General features: G+C 64.1%; 23 protein-coding genes. 2 read left to right on the forward strand and 21 right to left on the reverse strand.

Annotated features, from left to right (window positions below):
- Window positions 1–39: 39 nt before the first annotated feature.
- Window positions 40–972: a LysR family transcriptional regulator gene (locus tag MGMSRV2_RS02150; RefSeq protein ID WP_024078673.1), complete on the forward strand. Its 933-nt coding sequence runs from the start codon at window positions 40–42 to the stop codon at window positions 970–972.
- On the opposite strand, the gene MGMSRV2_RS02155 is transcribed toward MGMSRV2_RS02150, so the two are convergent.
- The 11 genes from MGMSRV2_RS02155 to MGMSRV2_RS02205 all read right to left on the reverse strand — a co-directional run bounded on the left by MGMSRV2_RS02155 (window position 973) and on the right by MGMSRV2_RS02205 (window position 10,507).
- On the reverse strand, window positions 973–2,196 hold the full coding sequence (locus MGMSRV2_RS02155; protein WP_024078674.1) for an ABC transporter substrate-binding protein: 1,224 nt from the start codon (window positions 2,194–2,196) through the stop codon (window positions 973–975).
- Between the two features lie 158 nt (window positions 2,197–2,354).
- A complete protein-coding gene (locus MGMSRV2_RS02160; protein ID WP_024078675.1) occupies window positions 2,355–2,891 on the reverse strand; it encodes a VOC family protein in 537 nt (178 codons plus the stop codon).
- Between the two features lie 139 nt (window positions 2,892–3,030).
- The gene (locus MGMSRV2_RS02165) at window positions 3,031–3,411 is read right to left on the reverse strand and encodes a MarR family winged helix-turn-helix transcriptional regulator (protein WP_024078676.1); all 381 of its coding nucleotides are present in this window, start codon (window positions 3,409–3,411) and stop codon (window positions 3,031–3,033) included.
- A gap of 85 nt (window positions 3,412–3,496) precedes the next feature.
- Window positions 3,497–4,153, reverse strand: coding sequence for an energy transducer TonB (locus MGMSRV2_RS02170; RefSeq protein WP_024078677.1), 657 nt, complete (start codon window positions 4,151–4,153; stop codon window positions 3,497–3,499).
- Complete coding sequence (gene exbD, locus MGMSRV2_RS02175) at window positions 4,150–4,566, reverse strand: TonB system transport protein ExbD (RefSeq protein ID WP_024078678.1); 417 nt, start codon at window positions 4,564–4,566, stop codon at window positions 4,150–4,152. The genes MGMSRV2_RS02170 and exbD overlap by 4 nt, the downstream gene beginning before the upstream one ends.
- Entirely contained in the window at window positions 4,563–5,252 is a 690-nt protein-coding gene (gene exbB, locus MGMSRV2_RS02180) for a tonB-system energizer ExbB (RefSeq protein WP_024078679.1), read from the reverse strand. Before exbB ends, exbD begins: the two co-directional genes overlap by 4 nt.
- Window positions 5,252–5,542, reverse strand: coding sequence for a DUF2218 domain-containing protein (locus MGMSRV2_RS02185; RefSeq protein ID WP_024078680.1), 291 nt, complete (start codon window positions 5,540–5,542; stop codon window positions 5,252–5,254). Before MGMSRV2_RS02185 ends, exbB begins: the two co-directional genes overlap by 1 nt.
- Entirely contained in the window at window positions 5,539–6,324 is a 786-nt protein-coding gene (locus tag MGMSRV2_RS02190) for an ABC transporter ATP-binding protein (RefSeq protein WP_024078681.1), read from the reverse strand. The genes MGMSRV2_RS02185 and MGMSRV2_RS02190 overlap by 4 nt, the downstream gene beginning before the upstream one ends.
- The gene (locus tag MGMSRV2_RS02195) at window positions 6,321–7,349 is read right to left on the reverse strand and encodes a FecCD family ABC transporter permease (protein WP_024078682.1); all 1,029 of its coding nucleotides are present in this window, start codon (window positions 7,347–7,349) and stop codon (window positions 6,321–6,323) included. The genes MGMSRV2_RS02190 and MGMSRV2_RS02195 overlap by 4 nt, the downstream gene beginning before the upstream one ends.
- The gene (locus MGMSRV2_RS02200; RefSeq protein ID WP_024078683.1) at window positions 7,346–8,470 is read right to left on the reverse strand and encodes an ABC transporter substrate-binding protein; all 1,125 of its coding nucleotides are present in this window, start codon (window positions 8,468–8,470) and stop codon (window positions 7,346–7,348) included. The genes MGMSRV2_RS02195 and MGMSRV2_RS02200 overlap by 4 nt, the downstream gene beginning before the upstream one ends.
- A 54-nt stretch (window positions 8,471–8,524) precedes the next feature.
- Entirely contained in the window at window positions 8,525–10,507 is a 1,983-nt protein-coding gene (locus MGMSRV2_RS02205) for a TonB-dependent receptor domain-containing protein (RefSeq protein ID WP_024078684.1), read from the reverse strand.
- Window positions 10,508–10,730: 223 nt separating this feature from the next.
- On the opposite strand from MGMSRV2_RS02205, the gene MGMSRV2_RS02210 reads away from it, so the two are divergent.
- Window positions 10,731–11,690: a helix-turn-helix domain-containing protein gene (locus MGMSRV2_RS02210; protein WP_024078685.1), complete on the forward strand. Its 960-nt coding sequence runs from the start codon at window positions 10,731–10,733 to the stop codon at window positions 11,688–11,690.
- 85 nt (window positions 11,691–11,775) lie between these two features.
- Here the strand turns inward: MGMSRV2_RS02210 and MGMSRV2_RS02215 are convergent, their stop codons facing one another.
- The 10 genes from MGMSRV2_RS02215 to MGMSRV2_RS02260 form a co-directional block, all read right to left on the reverse strand.
- Window positions 11,776–12,891, reverse strand: a complete 1,116-nt coding sequence (locus tag MGMSRV2_RS02215; protein WP_024078686.1) for a DUF1513 domain-containing protein — start codon at window positions 12,889–12,891, stop codon at window positions 11,776–11,778.
- Window positions 12,872–13,951: an imelysin family protein gene (locus MGMSRV2_RS02220; protein WP_024078687.1), complete on the reverse strand. Its 1,080-nt coding sequence runs from the start codon at window positions 13,949–13,951 to the stop codon at window positions 12,872–12,874. Before MGMSRV2_RS02220 ends, MGMSRV2_RS02215 begins: the two co-directional genes overlap by 20 nt.
- Window positions 13,952–13,961: 10 nt before the next feature.
- Window positions 13,962–15,398, reverse strand: a complete 1,437-nt coding sequence (locus MGMSRV2_RS02225; protein WP_024078688.1) for a di-heme oxidoreductase family protein — start codon at window positions 15,396–15,398, stop codon at window positions 13,962–13,964.
- A gap of 65 nt (window positions 15,399–15,463) precedes the next feature.
- Window positions 15,464–16,735, reverse strand: coding sequence for an imelysin family protein (locus tag MGMSRV2_RS02230; protein ID WP_024078689.1), 1,272 nt, complete (start codon window positions 16,733–16,735; stop codon window positions 15,464–15,466).
- A gap of 127 nt (window positions 16,736–16,862) precedes the next feature.
- Entirely contained in the window at window positions 16,863–18,026 is a 1,164-nt protein-coding gene (gene rodA, locus MGMSRV2_RS02235; protein ID WP_024078690.1) for a rod shape-determining protein RodA, read from the reverse strand.
- The gene (gene mrdA / locus MGMSRV2_RS02240; RefSeq protein WP_024078691.1) at window positions 18,026–19,915 is read right to left on the reverse strand and encodes a penicillin-binding protein 2; all 1,890 of its coding nucleotides are present in this window, start codon (window positions 19,913–19,915) and stop codon (window positions 18,026–18,028) included. Before mrdA ends, rodA begins: the two co-directional genes overlap by 1 nt.
- A 6-nt stretch (window positions 19,916–19,921) precedes the next feature.
- Entirely contained in the window at window positions 19,922–20,437 is a 516-nt protein-coding gene (gene mreD / locus MGMSRV2_RS02245; RefSeq protein WP_024078692.1) for a rod shape-determining protein MreD, read from the reverse strand.
- Entirely contained in the window at window positions 20,434–21,333 is a 900-nt protein-coding gene (gene mreC, locus MGMSRV2_RS02250; protein WP_024078693.1) for a rod shape-determining protein MreC, read from the reverse strand. Before mreC ends, mreD begins: the two co-directional genes overlap by 4 nt.
- 87 nt (window positions 21,334–21,420) lie before the next feature.
- Entirely contained in the window at window positions 21,421–22,461 is a 1,041-nt protein-coding gene (locus MGMSRV2_RS02255; protein ID WP_024078694.1) for a rod shape-determining protein, read from the reverse strand.
- A 52-nt stretch (window positions 22,462–22,513) separates the two neighbouring features.
- Complete coding sequence (locus tag MGMSRV2_RS02260) at window positions 22,514–24,058, reverse strand: 2-isopropylmalate synthase (RefSeq protein WP_024078695.1); 1,545 nt, start codon at window positions 24,056–24,058, stop codon at window positions 22,514–22,516.
- Window positions 24,059–24,110 lie beyond the last annotated feature (52 nt).

A 24,110-nucleotide genomic window follows, 5' to 3' on the forward strand; every position in this document is an offset into this window, starting at 1 on the left:
TCATGGTAGGAACGGTCGTCACCGGAGGATGGAGAGGCCATGGATTGGGATAATCTGCGCATCTTTCTGGAACTGGCGCGCGGGCGGCGTTTGATGGATGCCGCCGAGCGCCTGGGCATCGATTATTCCACCGTGTCGCGGCGCATCCGCCGGTTCGAGCAGGAACTGGGTACCCAGTTGTTCGACCGTAACAACCAGGGCTACACCCTGACCGCCCAGGGCCTGCACTTGGTGGAATACGCCGAAAAGGTGGAAGCCATTGTGCATCTGGCCCAGGAAAAACTGACCGGGCACAATTCGGCCCTGTCGGGGCAGATCAGGCTGGCCTGCACCGAAGGCTTCGGCACCCATTTCCTGGCGGCGCAACTGGCCCATTTCTGCGCCCGTCACCCGCATATCACCCTGGATTTCCTGCCGTTGTCGCGCTTCGTCAACCTGCCCAAGCGCGAGGCCGACATGGCCATTTCCATTGAACGGCCCGAGAGCGGCAATTACGCCATCGCCAAGCTATGTGATTATCACCTCAAGCTTTATGCCAGCCCGGCCTATCTGGCGGCACATGGCCCGATCATAGCGGCCAGTGATTTGCAAAATCACAATTTCATCGGCTATGTGGACGATCTGGTGTTCTCGGAGGAACTGCGCTACCTGGAGCAGATCGTACCGGCGGACCGGGTCAGCTATCGCTCCACCAACGTCGTCGCCCAATGCTCGGCGGTGCGCCAGGGGACGGGGCTGGCGGTGCTGCCGTGCTTTCTGGCCTCGCCCCATGCCGATCTGGTGCCGGTGCTGGAGGATCAGGTGTTGTTCAAACGCTCGTTCTGGCTGGTGACGCCGGAAGAGCGGCACAATCTGGCCCGCATCAAGGCCCTGCGCCAGTTCGTCAAGGACGTGGCCGAGCGTAACCGCGCTTTCCTGCTGGGTGAAAGCCGGGAAATGGTGACGCCGGATAGGCCGGCGTCACCACAATAATCAGCCCTTGACCAAGGGACAGGTGGACTTGGCCAGCGGCTGGAAGGCCTCGGCCGCCGGCACGGTGCCGACCTTCTTCAGGTAATCCCACGGATATTTGGACTCCTGCGGCGCCTTCACTTCATACACATACATGTCGTGGATGACGCGGCCATCGGGACGGATGGACGCATTCTTCATCACCGCATCCTTGATCGGCAGCTTGCGCATGGTCGCCGATACCTTCTGCCAATCGTCGGTACCGCTGGCCGCGACCGAGCGCAGATAATGCAGCGTGCTGGAATAGACGCCGGCCTGCACCATGGTCGGCTTGGCGCCCTTGACCTTGGCCTCGAAACGGGTGGCCAGGGCGCGGGTGTCGTCATCGGCATCCCAATAAAAGCCGTCGGCGTAAGACAGGCCTTGGGCGGTGGGCAGGCCCAAGGCATGGACGTCGGACAGGAAGACCAACAGCGCCGCCAGCTTCTGGTCCTTGCCGCCGATGCCGAATTCCTTGGCCTGCTTGATGGCGTTGACGGTGTCCTGGCCGCCATTGGCCAGACCGATGACCTGGGCCTTGGAGCCCTGGGCCTGCAACAGGAAGGACGAGAAGTCGCTGTTGTTCAAGGGGTGGCGCACCGCGCCCAGAACGGTGCCGCCATTGGCGGTGACCTGATCGCCGGCGTCCTTTTCCAGGGAATGGCCGAAGGCGTAATCGACGGTGATGAAATACCAGTTCTTCAGCCCCAGCTTGGTCAGGGCCGCCGCCCCCACCGCCGCCTGCGAATAGGTGTCGAACATCCAGTGGAAGCCGTTGGCGGCGCAATCGTCGTTGGTCAGCCGGGTGGTGGCCGGGCCGGAATACATGGCGATGCCGCCCTTTTCCTTGATCAGCTTCTGCACCGCCAGCGACACCGACGAATTGGTCAGGTCGACCATGGCGTCGACCTTGTCCTGTTCCAGCCATTGCCGCGCGGTGGCGGCGCCGATATCGGCTTTGTTCTGGTGGTCGGCCTGGATCAGCTCGATCTTCATGCCCTTGCATTCGGCGGCCAGGCAATCGTCGATGGCCATCTGCGCGGCAACCACCGAGCCGGGGCCGCCCATGCCGGAATAGGGGCCGGACATGTCGGTCAGCACGCCGATCTTGACGCCGCCATCGGCAAATTGCGCCTGGGCCGGTAAGGCCGCCAGCATGGCCGTGGTGGCGGCCACGCCCAGGGAAACGAGCGTCCGTTTGCTCATGGTGTCATTCCTCCCGAATTGACTTTTATTTGTCCGTCGATAATGGAGGAAACGAAACTGCCTTAGCAATGGCGCGAAAGTCGGTGTTGGTTTGCAAAAATGCAATGTCGTGGCTAAAACAATGCCCCCCGGCGAACCGGGGGGCATTGTTGGCATGATCAGCCGTTGAATTCTTTTTCGTGCAGCCACGAGGCGTGGGTGACCACCTTCTTGTGCTTGGACCATTCCTCCAGCATCACCGGGGCCAGTTCCTTCAACTCCTGCATCTGCGCAGCAGTGCCGGTGACGCAGGTCAGTTCCAGCCGGTGGCCGTTGGGGTCGAAGAAATAGATGGATTTAATGATGCCGTGATCGGTGGGGCCGACCACTTCCAGGCCTTGCGCCTCGACTTCCGCCTTGGCCTCCAGCAGCGCCGCTTCGTCGGCGACCCGGAAGGCGATGTGCTGGACCCAGCGCGGGGTATTGGGGTCGAAGCCCATGGGCGGCGAGTTGGGGATCTCGAAAAACGCCAGGATGTTGCCGTTGCCGGCATCGAGGAACAGGTGCATGTACGGGTCGGGTTCCTTGGTCGACGGCACCTTGTCTTCGGAAATGGCCACCAGGAAATCCATTTTCAGCACCCGGCGGTAAAATTCCACGGTTTCCTTGGCGTCGTTGCAGCGATAGGCCACGTGGTGAATCTGCTCGATCTTCATGACGTTTCTTACTCCCTGTCGCCGCTTGACGGCGACGTTTTATCTGGCGTCGCCGCTTGGGCAGCGTTGATGGGATGAAATTAGTTTCATTTGTAACCGTTGTCAAGAAAAGACGCATGCCCTTGCCGATTTGCAGGAATCAGTCGTTGGTCAGTTTGCGCAGGATGGTATCCAGGGCGGTGATTTCGTCGGCGGAGAGAGTGGACAGGATTTCCGCCTCGCGCGCCTGCACCAGCGGCAGGATCTGGCCGTAGACCTCGGCGCCCTTGGCGGTCAGGCGCAGGCTGACATAGCGGCGGTCGGTCTCGTCCTCTTGCCGCGACACCAGACCGGCCTCGATCATGCGGGCGATGGCGCGGGTGACGCGCACCTTGTCCATATTGGTGCGTTGGCAGATGCCGTTGGCGGACAGCGGCTGGAAGCCGGCCAGCACCGCCATGGCCCGCCATTCCGGCGGCGTCAGGCCGAAACGGTCGGAATAAAGCGCGGCCAGCGAGCGGCTGACCTGTTCGTTCAGCACCGACAGGCGATAGGGGAAGAATTGTTCCAGCTTGAAAATGGCCGCACCTCCGGGTTACCGACCGATCATAGCCGAGCCGTGCCTATCAGTTGAGGAAGAATCGTACCGGCACGGTCAATTGCAGCACGGCGCCGTGAGTTTCCGGTGGCGGCGGTGGCAGGGGCTGGGCGCGGACCAGCATGTCGAGGGCGGCGGCATCCAAAGATGCATGGCCGGACGAGGTGTTGATTGCTTGCGTCAAAACCCGACCCGAGCGGTCCAGGCTGAAGGCCACCAGCACGGTGCCGCGCAGGCGGCGTGCCTGCGCCTGGGACGGGAAACGTTTATGCCGCTCCAGATGAGCCAGCAGCCGGCTTTGCCACGACGATACGGCATGCGGGTCAGGGGGCGGGGGCGCCGTCTGGTGCGTGCTGGCCGGGGCCGGTTCCGCCGGGACGGCGGCGGCGCTTTCGGCGGCAGGCGGTTCAGGGGCGGCCTGGGGCAGGGCCACCGCCTGACGTGGTGCCGGTTTGGGAACGGCGGGCCTGGGCTTTTTCGTCACCGGTTGCGGCCTTGGCTGCGGTTCCGGTTCCGGCGCCTTGGCCGAGGGCGGGGGCGCCGCCGGCGGCAAGTCCAGCAAGATGGCCGCCCCGGCGGGCTTGGGTGGCGGCACCAGGGTATGGGTGACGATCAAGGCGGCGGCAATCACCCCGTGGGCGGCGATGGCGATGGCCAGACCGATGCTCCAGGGACGCGTGATCATCCCGCCTCCAGCCCCACCAGCGCCACTTTCAGATAGCCGGCGTGGCGCAGCGCATCCATCACCTCCATAAGCCGGCCATAGGCGATGGCCTTGTCGGCACGCAGGAAAACGCGGGTTTCCTTGTCGGCATGGGCGGCAATGTCGAGCGCCGCCGGCAACTGATCCTGGGCGACGCTGTTTTCCCCCACCGCCAGCGATTGATCGGCGCGGATGGTGACGAAGACCGGCTGGTCCGGCTTGGGCAGGGGCTGCGCCGACGAATCGGGCAGATCGACGGGGACGTCGACGGTGGCCAGGGGGGCGGCGACCATGAAGATGATCAGCAGCACCAGGATCACGTCGATGAACGGGGTGACGTTGATCTCGTGGGTTTCGGCGATATCGCCGCCGCCGTCAGACAGCCGGGCGCTCATTCGGCGGCCCGGCGAAAGGAATTGGCGTCGCGGTCCAACTCGCGCCCGGCCAGCCGCAGGATTTCTGCCGCCGCCAGTCCGGCCTGGGCGCGCTGGCCGGCGATGGCGCGGGCGAAGGCGTTATAGACCACCACCGCCGGTATGGCCGCCACCAACCCCATGCCGGTGGCGAGCAGAGCCTCGGCGATGCCCGGCGCCACCACCGCCAGATTGGTGGTCTGGCTGTGGGCGATGCCGATGAAGCTGTTCATGATCCCCCACACCGTGCCGAACAGGCCGATGAACGGACCGGTGGAGCCGATGGTGGCCAAAATACCGGTGCCGGCGCTGAGGCGGCGGCCCAATTGCGCCAATTCGCCCTCCAGGCGGCTGGCAACGCGGTCCTTGATGCCGTCGGGGCCCAAGCCGGTGGACAGGCGCAGTTCCGTCGCCGCCGCCTCCAGCATGGTGCTGACCGGGGCGTGTTGGGGGTGGCTCAGATCGCGCTTGGCTTCGTACAGGCTGGTGGCCCGGGCGAGAATGGCCTGACCGACGGCGATGCGGCGCTTGGTCTGGCGCAATTCCCAGGATTTGGCCACCAAAACCGTCCAGGTGGCGACCGAGGCCAGGGCTAGGCCGATCATCACCAGCCGGACCACCAGATCGGCGGCCAGGAACATGCCCCAGGGGGAAAGATCGTGGTCCATCAGCGGGACTCCCAGGTGATGTTGAGTGATTCGCGCCAGCCGAAGCGGACCAGATGGTCCTCGACCACCGCCTTGATGTGTTGCAGCGATTGCTCGCTGTCGGCTTCCAGCCGCAACGACAAGGTCGCGTCGTCGGCGTCGAAATGGCACGAGCCGCCGGGAAAGTCGGCCCGACCGCTGTTGGCGCCGTATTCCACCGGAATTTTGTGAGCGAAATGCTTGCACAATTGGGTCAGATAGCGGCTGGCCGTGGGGGTGGTCACGGCTCCGCGGGTGATGAGACGGTTCACATGAACCTCCTTTCGGCGGCGCGGTCGGCGAGAACCATGGGAAAGCCGAGCGAGCAGGTCTCGACCCGGCCCTGGATGCCATAGGCGCGGTGCAGGATGTCGGGACTGAGAGCCTTGTTGGGACTGCCGTCGGCGATGATGCTGCCTTCGCCCAGGATGACCAGCCGGGTGCAGAAGCGGGCGGCCAGATTGATGTCGTGGATGGCGATCAAGGCGATGGCCCCCTGGCGCCGGGCCAGATGCACCACATTGCCCAGCACCGCCAATTGCCAGCGCAGGTCCAGGGCGCTGGTCGGCTCGTCCAGCAACAGCAGGCGGGGTTGGCGCACCAGCACCTGGGCCAGCCCGACCATTTGCCGCTGGCCGCCGGACAATTGGCTCATGCGCGACAGCGCCAGCCCGTGCAAGCCCAGTTCGGCGAAGACCGTCTCGATCGCCGCTTCGGCGGCGGCGGCGCCCAGATCGGGGCGGGTGGCGCGTAAGGCGCCCAAAACCGCTTCGTAGGCCAGCAAGGGCGAGGCTTGCGGCAAGGTCTGCGGCAGATAGCCCACCTGGCGCAAGCGATGCAGTGCCGGGGCGCGCAGCAGGTCGAGACCGTCCAGTTCGGCTCGTCCGCTGGCGGGCAGCAACCCGGCCAGGGCGCGCAGCAGCGTCGATTTGCCGGCACCGTTGGCGCCCAGCAGGCCGACGACGCTGCCCGGCGCCACAGGGGCCAGATCGATGCCGTCCAGTACCGGCTTGCGGCCATAGGCGACGGAAATATCTGCCAGGGACAGGCTCATGGCCGCCTCCGCTGACCCAGCAACAGGGCCATGAACAGCGGGATGCCGACCAAGGCGGTGACGATGCCCACCGGCAGCACCAATCCGGGCACGATGGCCTTGCTGGCCGTCGAGGCCAGCGACATCACCAGGGCGCCGGCCAGGGCGGCGCCGGGCAGATAGAAACGGTGATCCTCGCCCAAGGTCAGGCGGGCCAGATGCGGACCGACCAGACCGATGAAGCCGATGGTGCCGACGAACGCCACCGCCACCGCCGCCAACAGGCTGACCCGGACCAGCACCACCAGACGCAACCGCTCGACCTGGATGCCGAAGGAGCGGGCGTGATCCTCGCCGCCGCGCAAGGTGGTCATGGCCCATACCTGACGCAGTGATAGCGGCAGGCACAGGGCCAGGGCGGTGGCGATGATGGCGGCCTTATCCCAGCTCGACCGGGTCAGGCTGCCCATGGTCCAAAACACGATCTGCTGCACGGCGTCGGCGCTGGCGACATATTGCACCAGCCACAACAGCGCGTTCATGACGAAGACCATGGCGATGCCGAACAGCACCACCGTATCGGCCCCGGCCCCTTGGCTGCGGGCGAGGAAATTGACTAGAAGGGTGGCGGCCAAGGCGGCGGCGAAGGCGAACAGCGGCACAATGTGCATGGCGGCCAGCCCCGGCACCGACAGGTCGAAGACGATGGCCGAGGCGGCGCCCAAGGTGGCGGCGTTGGTTACCCCCAGGGTGAACGGACTGGCCAGGGCATTGTTGAGGGTGGTCTGCATTTCCGCCCCGGCCAGGGCCAGGGCGGCGCCCACCAGCACTGCCGTTACCGCTTGCGGCAGGCGGATGTCCCACAAGATCACCGCCAGGGTGGAATCCTGTTCAGCCGCCAGCAGATCGGCCAGACGCAGCCCGGACGGGCCGGTGGCGACGTCGAAGACAAAGGCGGCGACCAAGGCCAGGGCCAGGGCGGCCATGGTCGCCAGCCGCCCGATGATGAAGCGGCGATAGCCGCAGGCCAGACTGAGCGCGGTCATGGATATTGGGTCCAGAACACGCCGTCCAGCGGCAGCGGCTGAAAACGGGTGGTGAGTTCCCGCAAGGTGGCGGCGGGGTCGAGATCGGCGAAATGCTCGGGGTGAATCCACTGGGCCAGCACCTGGACGGCGACGACGTTGAAGGGGGAATGGACGAAATGGTGCCACAGGGCATAGGCGCGGCCCTGGCGCACCGCCTGCAACTGACCGATGCCGGGGCGGGCGAGGGCACGGGCGAAGCTGGATTTGGCCAGTTCGACCGGGGTGTCGTGGCCCAGGACGATGCGTTCCGGCGCCTTGGCGGCACTGTCGATATTGCCCACCGCCGTGCCCAGGTAGATATCGGGCTGATGGGTCATCAGATATTCCAGGCTGATGGTGCCGGCATAGCCGGGGATCAGGCCAGACGCCAGATTGCGCCCGCCGGCGGCGGCGACCATGGTGCCCAAGATGCCGTTGCCGATGCTGGCGCAGCATTCCGCCTGCAAACCGACACGGTTTTCGATGAACACCAGCGGGCGATCCTTGAGGGCCGCCACCCGGTCGGTGACCTTGGCCAGTTCGCGGCCATAGACCGCGTTGAACTCCGCCGCCTCGGCCTGACGGCCCAGCAAAGTGCCCAGCAGTTCCATGCTTTTCGGTGTGTTGACCAGGGGGTCGAAAAAGAAATCGACGAAGGCGACGGTGATGCCGGCGGCTTCCAATTGCTTGATGATTTCCACATCCTTGGGCGCCGGGCCGTGACCGGCCATGGAAAACAGCGCCAGATCGGGCTTGAGGGCGATGCTGCGTTCGACGCTGAACGAATCGGCGGCGACCTTGCCGATGGCGGCGATTTCGCCAAGCTGGGGGAAGCGCTTCAGCCATTTGGCGTGGCCGATGGGGTCGAGCAGGGGGAAGTCGCCCATGGTGCCGACGACGCGGGCCAACGGATCGGCGCGGTCAAGAATGCCCAGGGCGATCACCGCCCGGCCTTCGCCCAGGATGATGCGTTCGACCTTGTCCGGCACGGTGATGGTGCGGCCTGCAAGATCGACCACCTTTGGCCCGGCTTGCGCCGGGCCGGGGGGCAGGGACAGGGCGACCGCCATGGCCAGCACGAGCAAAAGATGGCGGATCATGATGGCCCTCCCCTGATTGTGCGAATGATGTTGAGAGTCAAACGCATAATTTGGTCAGAACTTCAACGTTGTCGACAGCAGGAAGGAGCGGCCCTCCTCGTAGACCGGGGTGATGTTGTTGGCGGTGGTATAGCTGCCGCGGGCCACGTATTTCTTGTCGAGGACGTTGTTGGCCTCGAGCCGCAAGGTCCAGTGTTCGTAGGATTCCAAGGGCTGCCATTGGCTGAACAGGTCGAGCACGGCGTAGCCCTTCATGGGCTGGAAATTACCCCGGGTCAGGGCTTCGTCGTGGATACCCTTGGCCATTTCGGCGGCGCCACCCACGGTGACGCGGATGGGCTCAAGGGTGTATTCGGCCCCCATATTCAGCACATGACCCACTGGGGTGGCCAGGTTGTAATCACTGGGCAAGGCCATGCGCGAGGCATAGCGGGCCTGGGTGAAGTTGTACTTGCCCCACAGCTTGCCACCGCCCCAGTCATAGCTGCCGGCCAGATCGATGCCCTGGCTGCGCAGGCTGGCGCCGTTGATGCGGATGGAGTTGGTGTAGTTGTAGAAAAGCGTGTCGTACATCTGCGTACGGAACAGCGCGCCTTCCAGCTTCAGGCCGCTGTCGTCATAGCGCAGGCCGGTGCGGAAATTGTGCGAGCGGGTGGCCTCGACGTCGTCGCTGGTGGTCATTTCATAGGCGTGCAGCAGACCGGTTTCCGGCAACGACAAGCCGCCGAACACATAGGAATAGCCGCCGAAGGCGCTGAGCGTCGGGGTGATGGCATATTCGGCGCTGGCATTGGGCGACAGGCCGAAATTGTTGAAATCCTTCTCGTCCACGCTGTGATAGGTCTGATAATCGGCGCGCAGGCCGGTGGACAGCTTCCAGTCGGTCCAGGGCGAGATACGGGCCTGGGCGAACAGGCCGTAATTGCGCGCCTGTTCGTCGGCATTGGTTCGCTTGAGATAGCGGTGGACGAAGGCGTCGCTGTTCTCGAAATCGAAGCCGGCGGTCAGCTTGCCGGTGGGGATGGCGAAGGTGTTCTGCGCCTTCAAGCCCATGGTTTCGATATTGGAATTGAACACGCCCGAAGCCACCGCCGTCTGGTTGGTGTCGTTGGGGCGTTGCAGGCTGACGCGGTTGTAGAACAGGTTGACCTTGGGATCGAAGGTGTCGGTGGGCGCCGTGGTTTCATAGGTGATGCTGGTGCTCAGGCGGGTGGCGCGGGTGGTGTTGTAAAGCCTGCCGGTGCCCTGGCTAACCTCGCCCAAATTGGGGCGCATGCGGCGCACCGCGTTGTCTTCGGCATATTCACCCGACACGCCGAAGCGGTGACCGCCGGCATTCTCATAGGCCAGCTTGGCCAGACCGCTTTGCAGATGATCCTTGGTGCCGGGTTCACCGTTGCCGTCGCCGTTGATGTAGTTCTCGCCCATTTTGCGGGTCAAAACGCCCAGCACCTCGTAGCCGTCCTGGGCGGCATAGCCGGAACCGGTGGTGCGGAAGCTCTGACTGTTGGTGTTGTAGCTGGCGATGATGGTGCCGCCGGCAGTCTGGCCGGGCAGCAGCATGTCCTTGGCATCCTTGGTTTCCATCTTCACCGCCCCGCCCAGGGCGCCGGGTCCGGCATCGGCGGGGGCCACGCCGGCCTCCACCTGCACCGCCTTCAGGAACAGGGGGTCCAGGGTGGTCGAGCCGTTATGGTGCCAGATGTTGCTGCGCTGGGTGATGCCGTCGATGCTGACGTTGAGGTTGCTTTGCTCAACCCCGTGGACGAAAAATTTCTGTGCCGCCGCCGAGCCGCCGCTGACCGTCACCGCCGGATCATGGCGGAACAATTGCCGCATATCCTTGGGCTGTTCCTGGTCGATCTGCTCCTGGTCGATGATCGAGGTGGTTTCCACCTCGCGCGGGGCCTTGCCCTCGACATCCACCGGCGCCAACTGGATGGCCTGTTGTCCATGGGCCGGCAGGATGGTGCCGGCCAGAATGGACGATGCCAACAAGGCGGCTTTACCGAAAAGGCGGTGGGGGCGGCTGGTCATCTTCCGTCTTCCTTTCATCCACAGCGGTGGGGCTGGACCCTGGCTGTGCGGTTATGATAATAATGCGTCGCACTCTCAACAAAAATCGGTGCTGGGCCGCAGATTTCAGTCTGTATAAAGCCTGTAGCAAAAATGTGCTTTTGCGCCGCATTCGCATTTGTTTGCGGCGCATTCAAAAATTGGAAACGGACGGCAGTACGGAGCTCTTGATCAGGACGAACCCATGCATGAAGCAGCCAAGGCCATCAGTTTTCAGGATATCCGCCACCAGAACCGCACCGACAAGTTCAAGCTGGTGGCACCGGTGATCCAGCCCGGCGACACCGTGCTGCATGGCCGCTATTGCAGCATGGCCCTGCGCTCGGGCCTGCGCTTTCATGCCACCGACATCGTCGACATGCACGATCTGGTCACCCAGGCCCAGGCCGAGCCGGGGCTGACCATCGGCCTGTTCCTGCAAGGCGGCGCCAGCGTTTCCTTGGGCGGCAAACCCTTTGCCTTCGGCGAGGGCGGCGATTCCCAGCCCCATGCCTTTGCCCTCAATTGCGCCGAGACCGATCTGTTCGAGCGGCGCGGCAAGCGCGGGCGACGGGTGTGCAAGGTCAATATCAACCTGCCGCCCGACTGGCTGGACCGTCAGGAACTGGCGGCGGATGACGTGCGCCCGTTGTTTTGCGGCCATCGTGCCGTGCGCACCTGGAGTCCCAGTGCCCGCCATCTGGAATTGGCCCAGGGCCTGCTTTATCCCGATCCGGCCATGCCTTTCATCCACTCCCTGCATCAGGAATCGCTGGCGCTGGAATTCGTCGCCGAAACCCTGCGGCAATGGGACCAAAGGCCCGAGCCGGTGCCGCGCCTGGGCGGGCGTGATCTGGCGCGGCTGCGCCGGGCCTGCGATTACCTGGATGCCCATCAGGACAGCCGCCTGCACGTGGACGACGTGGCGCGCGAGGCGGGCATGAGCATCAGCGGGGTGCAGCGGCTGTTCCATGCTGCCCATGGTGCCTCGGTGCTGGAATTCGCCCGCACCCGCCGTTTGCTCCGTGCCCGCGAAGCCTTGGAGCAAGGTAGCATCAGCGTCACCGAGGCGGCGTTGAATGCCGGCTATACCTCGTCGGCCAACTTCGCCACCGCCTTCAAGCGCCAGTTCGGCATCTCGCCCAAGGATGCGCGCAGACGGTAAGGGACTGGGGGAGACGGATAAAACCAGCAGCAAAGCGGATAAAATAAAAATTCGCTTTCATCCGCGATGTGTCTGGGTGCGTCAGCTATAGCAAAAGCCGGACCGCGTGATTGTCCCACGAGCGGTCGCGCACATATGCGCCGGTGATCTCCACCGTGCCGGTCTGGGCCGACCACAGCCAGGCGCCACGGCGGCCGCTGGTCATCAGGACGCTGTCGCCGTCACCGCCGGCAGCGACGCCGCAGCCATCGGCCACCGCCACCGTGCCGAGGAAACGGGCAGAGGTGGTTTCCCACAAGGTGACCAGCGATGCTTGCGGGCACGAGGCGGCGAAATAGCGGCCATCGGCGGACATGGCGACGCTGCCGCAATAATTGCGCACAGTGGCGGGCAGGGGGGCGGGCAGGTCGAGCAGGCGGATGGGCTGGCCGAAGCGGTGAAGCGCGATGATCGGTGCGGTGGTGTCGTCATCCTGATATTGCATGCCGATGGCGACGTCGCCTTGGTCGTTGACGGCGAAGTGGCGCATGGACAGCAATTTCCACCGTGCCGGCAACCGCCACTGACCCAGCAAGCCGCCGTCGCGGCTGTCCAGGTAGACCAGCGACGGATCCATGCGTTCCAGGTTCAGGCGGGCGCGTCCGCTGTCGGGATGGGTGATGATGCCGCCATTGGCCACCACCAGGGTATGACCGTCGGTCAGCATGCGGATGTCGTGCGGCTCGATGCCGTGCGACGGCATTTCCCCCACCCGCCGCCAAGTGTCGCCCACGTCCCAGATACCGATCACCCCGGTGGCCTCGGCATAATCGTTTTCGGCGGAAAAGAACCGGCGGCCATCGCCGGAAAAGGCGCCATGGCCGTGGAAGTGGCGCCCTGTCGGGGCTTCCAGCCAATGGGTGGCCTCACCGCTGGCCAAGTCGATCACCCCGGCGAAGGTGCCGGGGCGCCGGGCCACCGCCACCGCCAGTTTGCCGTCGGGGGCAAGGGCGATGCCGTGACCGCGACCGGGCAGCGCCACCTCGAATTCCATGTGGCCGCCAGAATCGAACGCCCCCAGGCCGTATTGCCGCCCAGGGGCAAGGTTGGCGGCCAGCCACAACGAGCGGCGTCCGTCGGCACGCGCCGCACTTTTGCCCATCAGGCCGAAGGCGGCGATGGCGGCCAGGAAGGCGCGGCGGTCAATCACCATCGAGTCCATTGAATCCCACCTGCACGTCCAACGCGGCGGCCACCTCGGTTTCCAGCACTTGGGCGGCAGTCTTGATCTTGGCTTTCAGCCCGTTCAGGCGGGCCCAGCCATCCGTCTCGCCCATGCTTTCCTCCATGGGGGCGGGCAGCTTGGTCACCGCACCTTGCGCGTCAATGAGGGCGGCGAGGAAGCGGTCGGCGGCGGCGCCCTTGCCGTCGGCACGCAAGGCCGGGGCGAAGGCGGTGGCGAAAGTGTCGCGCAAGGATTCCAGGTTCACGGCGATGTTGCGCAACGACCGCTTGGACCGCCAGCTTTCCGCCCGGCTTGGGCGGGCTTCACCAGCCGAGACGGCCAGGGGATAAGCCAGCTTGACCTCGGCCATGGCCGAAAGCTGGGCGTGCAAGGCATTGAACATCTGCGACGCCGCCTGCCGGTGGTCGGCATAGGGATTGACGCCGGTCCCGGCACTTTTCAATACGGTGGCGAAGCCGTCCGGCTTGCTCCAATCCTGGACCAACTCACCGCCGATCCGCCCCAGATTGGCGGTGATGCCTTGGGCCAGCCGGCAACGCAGGGTACCGTCGTCGCTGGCTTCCACCAGCTTGGCCGCTTGGTTGGTGTCGAACAACAGCATTTCCAGCGCCGGCAGCCCTTGGATGGCGACGCTGGCGAAAGCGATGCGGTTGCCTTCCAGCGCCTCGGCGTTGCGATCCTTCAGCAGTGCCAGCATCTGACGGTCGCCGGCATTCTTCTTGTCGGGCCAGAACTGCACGCGCTGGCCGCGGTGGAAGGCTTCCACCGGGCCATAGCCGATCCATTGCACCTTTTGCCAAGAGTCCATGGCGGCGTGAAAGCCGGCGCGGGCGATTTCCAGACTGGGCGGGGCGGGGCTGGCGCACAGGGTCTGCATCCCCTGGTCCAGCAAGGCGGCCTTAGCCTGGAAGTCACGGTAGCCGGCGATCATCGGCCCATCGGCCCCGGCGGTGAGGATGCCGGCATAATCGGGAGCGGCCCAGGCCGGGCTCGATGCCACCAGCAAGACGGCCATCAGCGTAAGATGAACGCGCATGGGATTCCCCTTACAGCGAGTTGACGAAGCGGATCAGGGCGGCGCGGTCGGCCTTGGGCATGGATACCACCTTGTCGCGTGCGGCCTGGGCCTCGCCGCCGTGCCACAAGATGGCTTCCAGCGTGTTGCGGGCGCGCCCGTCGTGCAAAAGCTGGGTATGGCCGTTGACCACCTGGGTCAGGCCGATGCCCCACAGCGGCGGCGTCTTCCATTCCGACCCGCTGGCCATGCCCTCGGGCCGGTTGTCGGCCAGACCGTCGCCCAGGTCGTGCAGCAACAAGTCGGTATAGGGCCAGATCAGTTGATCCGATTGTTCGGGCATGTCGGCGCGTTGGGCCGTCTTGTGGCTGGGGGTGTGGCACGAGGCGCAGCCGGTTTGGTTGAATACCTGCTTGCCGCGCAGCACCTGGGCATCACTCGCATCGCGCCGCTTGGGCACCGCCAGATTGCGCGAATAGAAGCTGACCAGATCCAAAACGTTGGCCGGTACCTCGAAGCCGGCATATTGGTCGTCGCCGCCATGGGGGGCATCGAGGCAGGCTTTTTGCGCCCCGGTGCAATCACCGGAATTGGCGGGGAACAGCGGGTTGGACAGGCCGATATCGCCATTGAAGGCATCGGCGCTTTGCTGCTTGACCGTCGGGTTGCCACCCTTCCAGCCGAAGCGGCCCAGCATCAGCTTTCCCTCTTCCTGCCCCCAGATCATCTTGGCCCGACCGGAAATGCCGTCGCTGTCCTTGTCCTCGGGGTCGGCGCGGGCGATCAGGCTTTCTTCGGCGATGGCTTCCAGCAGACCCAGGCCGATCATCGGCGGGGCGACGCGGGGCGAGATCAGGGTTTGCGGATGCAAGGGGCCATAGCCCAGATCGCTGATGGCATAGCTGGGCTGGCGCAGGCTGGCTTTCTCGCCGCCCGACAGCGCCACCGGGATTTCCTGGTAGCGGATAGTCATGCGGCCCTCGGCGGCATGGCCGGCGATGGCGAAATTCTGCAATTGGCCGCCATAGGTGGGCTCGGGAACGATATTGGCGCGGCCCTGGGCGATGGCGGATTTTTGATCTTCGGTCTGCGGCGGAATGGATAGGCGCAGGAACATGGATACGCCTTCCTCGCCGTCGGCGGGCACGTGGCCGCGACCGTCCTTGAGATGGCAGTTCTGGCAGGCGCGGGCGTTGAACAACGGCCCCAGACCGTCGGCGGCCTTGGTCGAGGACGGCGCCGTCACCCACAGGCGGCGGAAAAAGCCGTTGCCGACCTTGAAATCCATTTCCTTGGCGAAACTCATATTGGCGGAGAAATGCGAGAAGGCATCGCGGTTGATGACCTTGGCATGGGTGGCGGTGCCGCCCGGCATGTCCTCGCCCGGTTCCAAAGGCGCCAATCCATTGGCCAGGGCGGTACCGGCCATGGACAATCCGGCCAGCAGCGAAACGATCATCACCCGCATGATTTCTCCTTTTCTTAACAACAAGAACGGGGCCGCCCCAAGGGCGGCCCCGTATAATGGAATGCTTACTTGCCGATGGCCGACGGGTTGTCGAGGCTATCCGAGCCCTCGAACTTGACCTCGCCCAGGGCCAGTACCGCCACCGCCTTTTCCAGCGAGCGGGTCTGTGCCACCAGGGCGTCGATGGCGGCCTGAACCTTGGCGTTGCCGGCGCTGTTGCCAGCACCGATCATCTGGTCATAGGCCTCGCCGCCTTCGGCGGTCTTCACCAACACGCCCATGGCGGTCATGGTGGCGTCGAGCTTAGCCTTCATGTCGCCATCCAGGGCGGTATCCTTGGCGGCGACCAGATCGGCCAGGGCCGGGCCCTTTACCTCGGTGCCGTCGGTGCGGGTGTACTTGCCCAGATAGATGTTCTGGATGCCCTTGGCGTCATAGAAATGCGAGTTGTGGGTGTTGTCCGAGAAGCAATCATGCTCTTCCTCGGGGTCGTGCAGCATCAGGCCCAGCTTCATGCGCTCGCCCGCCAGTTCGCCGTAGGACAGGCTGCCCAGGCCGGTGACGATGGTGGCGATGCCGGCATCGGGTTTGCCCTTCAGCAGCTTGGCGCGGATTTTGCCCTTGGCGCTCCAGCCGTCGACCATGGTCTTCAGATCGTCGACCAACAGATCGGTGGCGGTGACCAGATAGGCGGCGCGGCGGTCGCAATTGCCGCCGGTGCAGCTCTTGGTGTCGAAATCGCTGGCCGGACGGTTGCCGGCACCCGGACCGGTGCCGTTGGTGTCTTGGCCCCACAGCATGAATTCGATGGCGTGATAGCCGGTGGTGACGTTGGCTTCGACCCCGCCGGCCTCGTGCATCTTGGCCAGCAGCTTCTTGTCGATCTTGCTGGCATTGACGTTCTTGCCGCCGACCTTGAGCTTGGGATGGGCGATGATGTTGGCGGTGTAGAGCGGGTTTTCTCCCGATTCGGTGCCATAGGTATCGGCGTTGACGTAGTCGATCAGACCTTCGTCCAGCGGCCAGGCATTGACCTTGCCTTCCCATTCGTCGACGGCGGTGTTGCCGAAACGGAAGGCCTCGGATTGCTGATAGGGCACGCGGGCGGCAATCCAGGCCGCCTTGGCGGTGGCCAGGGTTTCGGCACTGGGGGCGGCCACCAGGGCATCGATTGCGACCTTCAACTGCTTGGCCGCGATCAGCGAATCTTCATACTTGGCGTGGGCGATGTCGGCATAAGTGGTCAGCACCGCCTTCTTGTCCACACCGGCGGCGCCAGCCTGACCGCCCCCCAGCAATACCGCCGCACTGGCGGCCACCATCACAAAACGCTTCATCTGTTGACCCCGCTTTCCACAAGAAAAGAGGGGGCATGATTACGCAATTGAGAGGCGATTGCAGTGCTATTGAGAATCGATATTAGTTCTGTATGAGATTGCCCCCTTACGGCGGCACGTCAAACGATCAGTCGTCGTGACCGCCGCGCCGTCCGATGGGCAAATCGCGGTGGATGTAGGCGCTCATCACCAATCCCCAGCCGAACAAAAGCGACAGCATGGCGGTGCCGCCATAAGAGATCAGCGGCAGCGGCACGCCGACCACCGGCACCAAGCCCATGACCATGGCGGTGTTGATGAAGAAATACAGGAAGAAGGTGGTGGTGATGCCCAGCGCCACCAGACGACCGAATTGGGCGCGGCAGCGCATGGCGATGGCATAGCCGAAGGCGGTCAGCAGGACGTAAAGCCCCAGCAGGAACAGGCCGCCCATCAGCCCCCATTCCTCGCCATACATGGTGAAGATGAAGTCGGTCTGCTTTTCCGGCAGGAAGTTCAGGCCCGACTGGGTGCCGTTCATATAGCCCTTGCCGAACAGACCGCCCGAGCCCAGGGCGATCTTGGATTGAGTGATATGATAGCCGGCGCCCAAGGGATCCTGGTCGGGGTTCAGGAAGATGATGACGCGCTTTTTCTGGTAATCATGCAGGAATTGCCAGGCCACCGGAATCGATCCCAGGCCGCCGGCCAGCAGCAGGGCGAATTTCCATATGCGGACGCCGGCCATGAAGAAGATGGCGCCCGAGCTCATCAACACCATCATGGCGGTGCCCAGATCGGGTTGCTTCATCACCAAGGCCACCGGCAGCAGCACCAGCAGCAGGGGGGGGATCAGGAAGGTCGGACGGCCCACATCCTGCACGCTGGCCCCGTGGAAATAGCGGGCCAGGGTCAGGATCATGGCGATCTTCATGATTTCCGACGGCTGAAGCTGGATGAAACCCAGATCGATCCAGCGCTGTGCCCCCATGCCGATGGTGCCTTTAAGATCGACGGCGATCAGCAAGACGATGGAGACGGCGTAAAGGATATAGGCGTGGCGCATCCAAAAGCGCAAATCCACCACCGCCACGGTGATCATCAGGCCGATCCCCACGGCGAAGCGAATCATCTGCTTGATGGCCCAAGGTTCCAGCGATCCCTTGGCGGCGGAATAAAGCGTCAGGAAACCGACGCTGGCGATGGCGGTCAGTACGGCGATCAGCGACCAGTTGATCTGCCAGATCTTTTCCCGCCAGCTCATCTCGGTACGGTTCAGGCGGCTGGACAGTCTTTGTGTCGGACGCAGCATCAGCCATGCTCCTTGTGGTCGCAGGCATGATCGGCGCAGTTCTGGCCAGAGGCGACGCGGGCGCGTTCACGCTTTTGCACTTCCAGCATGATGTCGCGGGCGATGGGCGCGGCCACCGCCGAACCGCCGCCGCCATGTTCCACCACTACGGCGATGGAAAAGCGCGGTGCATCCTCGGGGGCATAGGCGACGAACAGGGCGTGGTCGCGTTCCTTCCACGGCAATTCATCGTTCTTCTTCACCCCGGTTTCGCGCTCGCGCATGGTGATGCGGCGCACCTGGGCGGTGCCGGTCTTGCCCGACAGCCACATGCCGTCTTGCTCGATACGAGCGCGAAACGCCGTGCCGCCGGGTTCGTTGGACACCGCGTTCATACCCTTGCGCACCAGCATCAGGCTGCGTTGCGACACGCCGCAGGACGGCCAGTTGGGGGCGGGGCGCGGGGCGGAATCCTTTTCGGTGATCAGGTCGCGGGCCACATGCGGTACCACCTGCTGACCACCATTGGCGATGCGCGCGGTCATCACCGCCAATTGCAAGGGCGTGGTCAGGCAGTAGCCCTGGCCAATGCCGTTGATCAGGCTTTCACCCGGATGCCAGGGCTGTTTCAAGGCCTTGCGCTTCCAGGCGCGAGTGGGGATCAGGCCGGGCCGTTCGTTGGGCAGGTCGATGCCGGTATGCACGCCCAGGCCGAAACGGTTGGCCACCTCGGCCACCTTGTCGAAGCCGACACGGCGGGCGATTTCATAGAAGTAGACGTCGCACGAGCCCTTGATGGCATTGATCAGATCGACGGAACCATGGCCGCCCTTTTTCCAGCAGTGAAACTTGATGCTGCCCAACTCGGTGTGGCCCCGGCACAGTACCGTCTGTTCCGGGCTGATCACCCCGGCTTCCAAGGCGGCGATGGCCACCACCATCTTGAAGGTGGAGCCCGGCGCGAAGGTGCCGGAAATGGCCTTGTTCTGCAAAGGCGCCCGCGGGTTGGTGGACAATTCCTTCCATTCGTCGTGGGTCAGGCCGCGATTGAAGGCATTGGGATCGAAGGACGGCGTCGAGGCCATGACGATGACGTCGCCGGTATGGATGTCCATTACCACCACCGCCGCCGATTCGTCGCCCAGGCGCTGGGCCGCATATTCCTGCAACCGGGTGTCCAAGGTCAGCGCCAGATCAACGCCCGGCTCACCCTCGCGTCGCTCAAGCTCGCGCATGACGCGGCCCACCGCGTTGACCTCTTCCTGGCTGGTGCCGCCGCGACCGCGCAGCGCCATGTCATAGATCTTTTCCACCCCGGCCTTGCCGATACGGAAGCCGGGCAGTTCCTCCAGCGGATCGTTGTCGCTCTGGTCGTTTTCCGACACCGCCGAGACATACCCCAGAATATGGGCGCCCAGATGTTCCAGTGGATAAAACCGGCTTTGGCCGACGTCGATCATGACGCCGGGCAGATCGGGGGCGTTGACCTCGATGCGGGCCACTTCCTCCCACGACAGGTTTTCACGCACGGTGATCGGCACAAAGGACCGGCGGCGGCGAACTTCCTTGGTGACGCGGGCGCGGTCATGGTCGGTCAGCGTGATGATCTGCGACAGCGCATCCAGGGTGTAATCCAGCGACGGCGACTTTTCCGACACCACCAGCACCCGGTAATTGTGTTGGTTGACGGCCATGGCGATGCCGCTGCGATCCAAAATAAGCCCGCGCGGCGGCAGCAGCAGGCGGATGGCGACGCGGTTTTCCTCGGACAGCATGGTGTAGCGGTCGGCTTCCACCACCTGCAAATAATACATGCGGGCGATCAGGGCACTGATCAGGGCGCCCTTGCCGCTGGCCAGCATCAAGGCCCGGCGGCTGAACAGTTTGGTCCGGTCGTTGTCGTGGTACATGCGCCCTCAGACCTCTTTCAGAAAGGCCATTTGGGTCCGGGCCAGGGTCCAGGTCAGCAGCGGGAACAGGCCCATGGTCAGCAGGTAGTCGAAGATCACCGGGCTGGCGTCAAGGGCTTGGCCGTAAAGAATGGTGACCAGCAGCCAGGTGGCCCCGGCGGCGGCGGCGGCCAGCAGGCCAAACGCCCACCACGCCACCATGAACGACTTACCCAGGAAGAAACGGCGTTGGCCGGCGGCGATGCCTTGCACCGACAGCAGCACCAGGGCGTTCACCCCCAAAGGCGTGCCGCCGATGATGTCGTACAGCAGGCCGATCAGAAAAGCCGACCACGCCGGCAGCAGATCAGGGCGATAGATGGCCCAATAATACACCCCCATCAGCGGCAACATGGGGATGATGCCGGACAGGCCGGGGATGCGGGTGGGAATGGCGGTCAGCAACAACAGAACCAGGGTCACGCCGACGGGAACCAAGTGGCGGACCCAGGTGTCCATGCGCACCCAGACCGAGGGCTTCAATTGCCCGCTCCGCTGTCGGGTCCGCGCCGCCGGCGTTCCGGCATCGCCGGCTTTTCAAAGGGCAGGATGCCGCCCAGGCCGAAATCGACCACGGCGACGAATTCCAGTTCATGGCGGCGGACGAAGGGCTCGACCCGGATGGCGCCCTCGGCGGTCGAGGCGATGACGCCGATGGGCAGGCCGGGCGGGAAGGCGGCACCCGAGGCGGCGGTGATGACCCGGTCGCCCACCGAAATGGACGGGTTGCCGGCGACGTAATTGAGCTTGGGCCGCGCCTTGTTGTCGCCGGAAAGGATAGCGCGCGTGCGCGAGTTTTCCACCAGCACCGGGATCTTGGCGTTGATGTCGGTCAGCAGCAAAAGCCGCGACGAGCGGTCACCCACCTCGGCGATATAGCCGATCAGGGCTTCCCCCGATAGTACCGCCTGGCCCTTGCGTACGCCATCGTGCGAGCCGGCGTTGAGCAGCATGGAATGACCGAAGGCCGAGCCCAGATCGCCGATGACGCGGGCGGTGATGAAGGCGGGGTCGGGATCGGGAACCACGTTCAGGTGGTCATGCAACACGCTGTTTTCGGCATCCAGCCGCCGGGCTACCGTCTGCCAGTGTTGCAGACGCAGATTTTCCTGCTTCAGACGGGCGTTTTCGGCCCGCAGATTGGCAAGTTCGCGGATGCTTTCGCTGATTTCGGCGATGGTGGCGGCGGGGCGCGACATGGCGTCGAGCATGGGGGCGATGGCGTCGGCGACGGCAGTGCGCGTGCGTTCGATCAGGACGATGTCCGCCTTGCCCAGGATCATCAGGGCGACGGCGGCGACGACCAGGGAGACGAAGGCGAAGCGTTGGGCCAGCAGCCGCAACGTTGCCAGGCGTCCGACCGCACCGGACTGCTTCACATGATCCCCCTTTGCGCCTGAAATACGGTCGTCGGGCGCGCCGACGACCGATTGCAGGCCAGACTACTACATATTGATGTCGGAAAACTAGTACATGCTGGACAGAACGTTCTTCAGCTTGGGCATTTCCTCAAGCGCGCGGCCCGTTCCCAGGGCGACGCAGGACAGCGGATCGTCGGCGATGGACACCGGCAGGCCGGTGGCGTGACGCAACACATAGTCCAGGTTGGACAGCAGCGCACCACCGCCGGTCAGCACGATGCCCTTGTCGACGATGTCGGCGGCCAGTTCAGGGGCGGTGTGTTCGAGGGCGACCTTGACCGCCTCGATGATGGCGCCCACCGGCTCGGCCAGGGATTCGGCGATCTGGCGTTCCGAGACGATCAGTTCCTTGGGCACGCCGTTCATGAGGTCGCGGCCCTTGATCTCCATGGTGCGGCCTTCACCGTCTTCCGGCGGGCAGGCGGAGCCGATTTCCTTTTTGATGCGCTCGGACGAGCCTTCACCGATCAACAGGTTATGGTTGCGGCGGATATAGGCGATGATGGCTTCGTCCATCTTGTCGCCGCCGACGCGGACCGAGCGGGAATAGACGATGCCGCCGAGCGACAGCACCGCCACCTCGGTGGTGCCGCCGCCGATGTCGACGACCATGGATCCGGTGGGTTCGGTCACCGGCAGGCCGGCGCCGATGGCGGCGGCCATGGGTTCCTCGATCAGGAAGACCTTGCGGGCGCCGGCGCTTTCCGCCGATTCCTGAATGGCGCGGCGTTCGACGGCGGTCGAGCCCGACGGCACGCAGACGATGACCAGCGGGCTGGCGAAGGACCGGCGATTATGCACCTTGCGGATGAAGTGCTTAATCATCTCCTCGGCCACCTCGAAATCGGCGATGACGCCGTCGCGAAGCGGGCGGATGGCCTGGATGTAGCCCGGCGTGCGGCCCAGCATCATCTTGGCCTCGTCGCCGACGGCCAGAACCTTTTTCTTGCCCTTTTCCTCGGCGATGGCCACCACGGACGGTTCATTGAGAACAATGCCGCGGCCCTTCACATAGACCAGGGTGTTGGCGGTGCCAAGGTCGATGGCCATATCGGCGGAAAACCAGCCCGTCAGGTTCGGAAACATAATCCCTCGCTTGAAAAGAACACGCTATGCCGTGGTTGAGCCTGGACTTATATCAGGGCGTGACGGCGGCGGGAGCGCTTTTTTGCCGTTTCGTCAAAAGTTTGTTCAAAGCCTTCACGTAGGCTCGGGCCGAAGCCACCATGGTGTCGGTATCCGCGCCCTGGCCGTTGACGGTTTTGCCGTCTTCTTCCAACCGCACGGTCACTTCCGCTTGGGCGTCGGTTCCTTGCGTCACCGCGTGCACCTGATAGAGCAGCAGGCGCGCTTCATGCGGGCACAAGGCCTTGATGGCGTTAAAGGTGGCATCGACCGGGCCGTCGCCGGTGGCCTTCACCGATTTCAGTTCTCCGTCGATTTCCAGTTCCAGTTCCGCCTTGGGCGGGTTGTGGCGGGTGCCGCACAGCACTTCCAGCCCCTTGAAGCGGATGCGTTCGTTATCGCGGAACACCGCTTCATCGACCAGGGCGACGATGTCTTCGTCGAACACTTCCTTCTTGCGGTCGGCCACGTCCTTGAAACGGGCGAAGGCGTCCTCGATGGCGTTGTCACCAAGATCATAGCCTAATTGTTTAAGCTTATCCTTAAAGGCGGCACGACCGGAATGCTTGCCCATGACCAGACTGGAGCGGTTGAGCCCCACCGATTCCGGCGTCATGATCTCGTAGGTCTGGGCACATTTCAGCATGCCGTCCTGATGGATGCCGGATTCGTGGGCAAAGGCGTTCTTGCCGACGATGGCCTTGTTGGGCTGGACGACGAAGCCGGAGATGGCCGAGACCAGCCGCGAGACGCGGGTGATGTTCTCGGTCTTGATGCCGGTGGTATAGGGCATCAGGTCGTGGCGGGTGCGCAACGCCATGACGATTTCTTCCATGGCGGCGTTGCCGGCGCGTTCGCCCAGGCCGTTGATGGTGCATTCCACCTGCCGGGCGCCTGCGCTCAGCGTCGCCAGCGAATTGGCCACCGCCAGCCCGAGATCGTTGTGGCAATGCACCGACAAGATGGCCTTGTCGATGTTGGGGACGCGGTTGACCAGCATCTTGATCAGGGCGGCGTATTCATCCGGCACCGCATAGCCGACGGTGTCGGGGATGTTGATGGTGCGCGCGCCGGCATCAATGGCCGCCTCGACCGAACGGCACAGGAAGTCGTGTTCGGTGCGCGAGCCGTCTTCCGCCGACCATTCGACGTCGTCCACCAGATTGCGGGCGAAAGCCACCGATTCCTTGATCTTTTCCAGCACCCGCTCGGGTTCCATCTGCAACTTGAACTTCATGTGCAGCGGGCTGGTGGAAATGAAGGTGTGGATACGGTGCAAGGGCGCCAGCTTCACCGCCTCGGCGCAGCGTTCGATATCGCCACGGGCGGCGCGGGCCAAGCCGCAGATGGTGGAATTCTTCACCGCGCGGGCCACCGCCTGCACCGCCTCGAAATCGCCATTGCTGGCGATGGGGAAGCCGGCCTCGATGACGTCGACGCCCATTTCCTCCAGCGCCAGGGCGATCTTCACCTTTTCCTCGAGATTCATCGAGGCGCCGGGGGATTGTTCGCCGTCGCGCAGCGTGGTGTCGAAAATAATGACGCGGTTGTTGTCCATGGACCTGCCCAGATCAAGAGTCCCGCCCCGCTGGCGCAGACCCGGGGAGGGC

The sequence above is a fragment of the Magnetospirillum gryphiswaldense MSR-1 v2 genome (assembly GCF_000513295.1).
Taxonomy (GTDB): Bacteria; Pseudomonadota; Alphaproteobacteria; order Rhodospirillales; family Magnetospirillaceae; genus Magnetospirillum; species Magnetospirillum gryphiswaldense.

What these genes read in the sequence shown, in the direction of transcription:
- MGMSRV2_RS02210 (WP_024078685.1), top strand. Translation starts at nt 10,731, where the DNA reads ATGCATGAAGCAGCCAAGGCCATCAGTTTTCAGGATATCCGCCACCAG.
- MGMSRV2_RS02205 (WP_024078684.1), bottom strand. Translation starts at nt 10,507, where the DNA reads ATGACCAGCCGCCCCCACCGCCTTTTCGGTAAAGCCGCCTTGTTGGCA.
- MGMSRV2_RS02260 (WP_024078695.1), bottom strand. Translation starts at nt 24,058, where the DNA reads ATGGACAACAACCGCGTCATTATTTTCGACACCACGCTGCGCGACGGC.
- rodA (WP_024078690.1), bottom strand. Translation starts at nt 18,026, where the DNA reads ATGCTGCGTCCGACACAAAGACTGTCCAGCCGCCTGAACCGTACCGAG.
- mrdA (WP_024078691.1), bottom strand. Translation starts at nt 19,915, where the DNA reads ATGTACCACGACAACGACCGGACCAAACTGTTCAGCCGCCGGGCCTTG.
- MGMSRV2_RS02200 (WP_024078683.1), bottom strand. Translation starts at nt 8,470, where the DNA reads ATGATCCGCCATCTTTTGCTCGTGCTGGCCATGGCGGTCGCCCTGTCC.
- MGMSRV2_RS02230 (WP_024078689.1), bottom strand. Translation starts at nt 16,735, where the DNA reads ATGAAGCGTTTTGTGATGGTGGCCGCCAGTGCGGCGGTATTGCTGGGG.
- exbB (WP_024078679.1), bottom strand. Translation starts at nt 5,252, where the DNA reads ATGGACCACGATCTTTCCCCCTGGGGCATGTTCCTGGCCGCCGATCTG.
- MGMSRV2_RS02190 (WP_024078681.1), bottom strand. Translation starts at nt 6,324, where the DNA reads ATGAGCCTGTCCCTGGCAGATATTTCCGTCGCCTATGGCCGCAAGCCG.
- MGMSRV2_RS02170 (WP_024078677.1), bottom strand. Translation starts at nt 4,153, where the DNA reads ATGATCACGCGTCCCTGGAGCATCGGTCTGGCCATCGCCATCGCCGCC.
- MGMSRV2_RS02225 (WP_024078688.1), bottom strand. Translation starts at nt 15,398, where the DNA reads ATGCGGGTGATGATCGTTTCGCTGCTGGCCGGATTGTCCATGGCCGGT.
- MGMSRV2_RS02195 (WP_024078682.1), bottom strand. Translation starts at nt 7,349, where the DNA reads ATGACCGCGCTCAGTCTGGCCTGCGGCTATCGCCGCTTCATCATCGGG.
- exbD (WP_024078678.1), bottom strand. Translation starts at nt 4,566, where the DNA reads ATGAGCGCCCGGCTGTCTGACGGCGGCGGCGATATCGCCGAAACCCAC.
- MGMSRV2_RS02160 (WP_024078675.1), bottom strand. Translation starts at nt 2,891, where the DNA reads ATGAAGATCGAGCAGATTCACCACGTGGCCTATCGCTGCAACGACGCC.
- MGMSRV2_RS02155 (WP_024078674.1), bottom strand. Translation starts at nt 2,196, where the DNA reads ATGAGCAAACGGACGCTCGTTTCCCTGGGCGTGGCCGCCACCACGGCC.
- MGMSRV2_RS02255 (WP_024078694.1), bottom strand. Translation starts at nt 22,461, where the DNA reads ATGTTTCCGAACCTGACGGGCTGGTTTTCCGCCGATATGGCCATCGAC.
- MGMSRV2_RS02215 (WP_024078686.1), bottom strand. Translation starts at nt 12,891, where the DNA reads ATGGACTCGATGGTGATTGACCGCCGCGCCTTCCTGGCCGCCATCGCC.
- MGMSRV2_RS02220 (WP_024078687.1), bottom strand. Translation starts at nt 13,951, where the DNA reads ATGCGCGTTCATCTTACGCTGATGGCCGTCTTGCTGGTGGCATCGAGC.
- MGMSRV2_RS02150 (WP_024078673.1), top strand. Translation starts at nt 40, where the DNA reads ATGGATTGGGATAATCTGCGCATCTTTCTGGAACTGGCGCGCGGGCGG.